Annotated in this window: 3 protein-coding genes and 1 pseudogene; 1 reads left to right on the top strand and 3 read right to left on the bottom strand. The window is 56.8% G+C overall.

Annotated elements, in window-relative coordinates; translation table 11 throughout:
* From MRY75_RS08535 to MRY75_RS08525, 3 genes and pseudogenes are all read right to left on the bottom strand, one after another.
* Positions 1 to 227 (bottom strand): annotated as a pseudogene (locus MRY75_RS08535) (hypothetical protein); the annotation flags it as partial.
* On the bottom strand, positions 208 to 1161 hold the full coding sequence (locus MRY75_RS08530) for a FliM/FliN family flagellar motor switch protein (protein ID WP_209357894.1): 954 nt from the start codon (positions 1159 to 1161) through the stop codon (positions 208 to 210). The gene MRY75_RS08530 and the pseudogene MRY75_RS08535, both read right to left, overlap by 20 nt.
* 11 nt (positions 1162 to 1172) lie before the next feature.
* Entirely contained in the window at positions 1173 to 1793 is a 621-nt protein-coding gene (locus MRY75_RS08525; RefSeq protein ID WP_292306944.1) for a flagellar basal body-associated protein FliL, read from the bottom strand.
* A gap of 135 nt (positions 1794 to 1928) precedes the next feature.
* Between MRY75_RS08525 and fliF the strand changes: the two genes are divergently transcribed.
* The gene (fliF, locus tag MRY75_RS08520) at positions 1929 to 3707 is read left to right on the top strand and encodes a flagellar basal-body MS-ring/collar protein FliF (protein WP_292306941.1); all 1779 of its coding nucleotides are present in this window, start codon (positions 1929 to 1931) and stop codon (positions 3705 to 3707) included.
* Positions 3708 to 3753 lie beyond the last annotated feature (46 nt).

Genomic DNA, 3753 nt, shown 5'->3' with positions numbered 1-3753 from the left:
TCGTCATCCTCCGCGTCCTCAAACATCGGACGCTCTTCAAGGTTCTGCTTCATTGCAGCCACCGAGGCCTCGGACTTGTCGACGGCCTGAGAATATTCGTTGATCAGCGGCTCCAACTCTTTCAAAGCCCCCATCAAAACATGCACTTTACGCGATACGTAATACCCATAAGCGATCGCGCCAGTCAGCAGCGCTATGATCACAAGATCAGTCAATGTCGCGGCCATGGTCGGTCTCCTCTTCTGCTTCGATACGTTCTGTAATGCGAATGGCGGTATTGCCATTGTTGCGTTTGCCCATCAGCGCCTTGAACATCTCTGTTTCTGCGCAGATCACCCGGGCCTCGTGATCCTCTTCGATCCAGAGGTTCACCGTTTCGCCCGGTTTCCAATTCAGCAATGTCTGGATTGGCAGTTCGATCTCTGTCAGCACAGCTTCCAGCTCGACCACAGATCGTTCGATCTGGCCGGTCAGTTGATCTTTCCACGGGCTGCCATCCTCGTTGGGTTCTCCGTAGTGAATTTTGCCCAGCTTGGGACGGATTGGTTCTAGAGCGTCGTAAGGGATGATCGCGTCAAACATGCCAGTGCGACCGGCCAGCGCGACGGCAAAGCGCATGCGACACACAAGGCTGGTCGGTTGGGTTACCATCGACGAGTCCGGATCTGTCTCGATGCGGTCCAGTTCCATATCGACATCGGCGACCATCGCCAGACAGCGACGCAATTCAACTGTTAGAATATCGCCAATCCGGCGCGCAAAGCCGCGCTCGATTGCCGTGAACTCTTCGGACTGCCTTTTCAACTCGCCCTTCGGAGACCCACCCAGCATAAGCTCCATAGTGGTCAGGGCAAAGGTCGAGTCCAGTGCCAACAGGATAGCGCCATTCAGGTGGTTTGCCTCTACGATGCCAAAAAACGAAGGCATCGAGATCCCGTCGATCGCCTGCGCCATTGGAAGATAGTCCAGACTGTTCAAGGAGGCCTCGACGATCACACCTGTGACGTCGGGCAAAACGGCCGTCAAAGCATCCGCAAGTCGCTCGCCGATAATGTCCAGCATCGGAAGGCGGTCGAAATTGAAATCGGACATGCGGATGATCTCGTCGATCACCCCTTTGCCGTTTTCGGCGATTTCCTCTGGCGTCATGATCTTGTTCATTTTCGCCCCGCCTATTGCACGATCAGATCGCTGATCAGGATTTCTTGCGGCAAATCATTGCCCGCCGCCGCCCGTGCCCGTTTCAACAACTCGGATTTCACCGTCAGGATCCCTGCCATGCCCCGCACATCCGCTTCAGTCAGGCTGCGCGCGTAGCCGTTAAACAGATCCCGCATGAACGGCTTTCGGCTTTCCATCAGCTCTTTGGAGCCGGGATCCGGGCGATAGACCATGACGACATTCATCTTAAGGAAGGCGTTGATCGGGACACCGTGCTGATTGAAACTGGTGATATTGGTTAGGATCTCATCAAACTCGATAATGCCGTCTTCGGCCGTTTTGACCTCTTCTTCGCCCTCACCACCGCCGTCAGCGTTCTTTTCGTCAGACTCTTTAGCGGCGAGCTCCTCGTCGACACCTTCTTCGACGACTTCTTCAACATAGTCAGGCGCATAGGTCTCGGCGTCTTCTTGAAACGCCATCCGCGCAAGGAAGAACCCTCCGCCCAAAGAGACGAGAGACAGCACAACCGCTGCAATCAGAAGCTTTTTACTGCCCTTAGGCTGGGCGTCTTCTTCGCCCTCTGCCTCGGCCGCCAGCTCCGCATCGTTTTCCTTAGGTGCCTTAGCCATGGATTTTCCAATAATTCTGCTTGGTATATTCTTAGTTTTTTCAATTGAATGCAAGTATAGACATGGATATTTACTTGCTGTTCAAAAATAGTCTATCCTTACATCAAAGACAGCCGTAACGCCTCAGGAGGCCCCGTGCAGAACTTTCTGAACAATCTGATGGCGCTGGGTCAGCGTCGGCTCATGATCCTGGGCGGGGTCGCGGCTGTGATTATGGGTGTCATGCTGTTTGGCATCACCGCGATCACCGCACCGAACTACCAGCCTCTTTATCGGAACCTTTCGACGGCGACGGCAAGCTCGATCGAAGCCACACTTACAAGTTCCGGCTTAAACGCGATCATGAGTGAAGACGGCACATCTGTGTCTGTCCCTGCGTCGGACATGGCGCGCGCGCGGATGGTTCTGGCCGAGACCGGTATTCCAATCGAAGGCGATCCGGGTTGGGAGCTCTTTGACGAATCCACCGGCCTTGCCATGAACTCTTTCATGCAACGCGTGAACCGTTTGCGCGCGATGGAAGGCGAACTGGCGCGGTCTATCCAAACGCTCGAGGGTGTGCAAAGTGCGCGCGTTCATCTGGTTTTGCCGGAGCGCGAAGCCTTTAGCCGCGAGCGTCCCAACCCGCGCGCGTCTGTGATTGTGCGCCCGGTGCCGGGTCGCGCCATCAGCCGCAAACAGGCGACGGCGGTGCGGAACCTTGTGGCGTCATCCGTCGCGGAGCTTGACCTCAACCGTGTCACAGTCCTATCGGCAAGCGGCGAAGTCATTCTGGCCGAGACCGGATCTGCCGGCGGTCAGGTGACGCTGCAAACCACAAAGTCCACCATCGAAGAGCGACTGGCGCAAGAAGTCCAGAACATGCTGACGGCCCGCGTTGGTGCGGGCAACGCTCGCGTTAGGGTCAATGTGGAACTCACCAACGCCCGCGAAGTCGTCGTCGAGCAGAGCTTTAACCCCGAGCAGCAGGTCGTGCGATCCACCGAAAGCACCACCGAAGATAAATCCGGCACCGAAGGCAACGGCAACGTTGGCGTGGAAAACAACATCCCTGCGGCGCTGCAAGGCGACGGGGCAGGCGCCAGCAATACGCAATCCAAATCCGGCGAAGTCGTTCAGTACGAAATCGGCAACACCCGCCGTGAAATCATCCGCGAAGCCGGAGAGGTCAAACGCATCTCAGTCGCGGTTCTGGTGAATGGTATCTACAACGTTGAAGACGGTGATGTGATCTATGAGGATCGTGCGCCCGAAGAAATCGCACGCTTGCAGGAACTCGTGAAAACCGCGGTCGGCTTTAGTGCCGCGCGTGGGGACGAGGTCTCTGTCGATAGCCTGCGCTTCATGGATTATTCGATGGAGGTGGGCGATCCAGTCACCATGTCCATTATGGATCAGATCACCCGCAACTTCATGTCTGTCCTGAGGGCTCTGCTGGGTCTGATCATTGTCGCGATGATTATGATCCTCGGTGTTCGCCCCGCCCTGCGTACCTTGCTTGAAAAACCTGTAGAGCTGTCGAATGACGACGCCGTTGCCCTTACAGGCCCTGATGGTGAACCTCTTGAGGTGACCGCAACACCCGAGGGCGATGTCATCGCCGCAGATCCAACCGTGCAACAGCCGCTCCCGTCCCCGACGGCCGAGCCAGAGCTTGCCGCGATGCAGACACAAGAGCAGCCGGAATACGAACCACGCGCCGTGCGCAATGGATCTGACCCCGAAGCCCCGGGCGCGACCTCGATCTTTGACATCAACGAAGACGACGGCCCGCACGAATACATCGAAACCCTCGGAGTGCGCGGCAGCCTGATCAAAGCGCGTGTCGAAGCCATTCAGAACATGGCCGAGGAAAAACCTGACGACGTCCTGCGCGTCCTGCGCAGCTGGCTGCATCAGGAGGCTGAGGCATGAACGCGCTCTTCCTCAGAGACTTTGATGCTGAGCAAGCCTCTGCCGC

Origin of the sequence: Marivita sp. (assembly GCF_022763305.1) — a bacterium.
GTDB lineage: Bacteria > Pseudomonadota > Alphaproteobacteria > Rhodobacterales > Rhodobacteraceae > Marivita.
Note: the sequence above shows the minus strand (reverse complement) of the source record. Positions and strands in the feature narration are given on the sequence as shown.

Excerpts from the sequence above, each read along its gene's own strand:
- MRY75_RS08530 (WP_209357894.1), bottom strand. The coding sequence starts at position 1,161 with ATGAACAAGATCATGACGCCAGAGGAAATCGCCGAAAACGGCAAAGGG.
- MRY75_RS08525 (WP_292306944.1), bottom strand. The coding sequence starts at position 1,793 with ATGGCTAAGGCACCTAAGGAAAACGATGCGGAGCTGGCGGCCGAGGCA.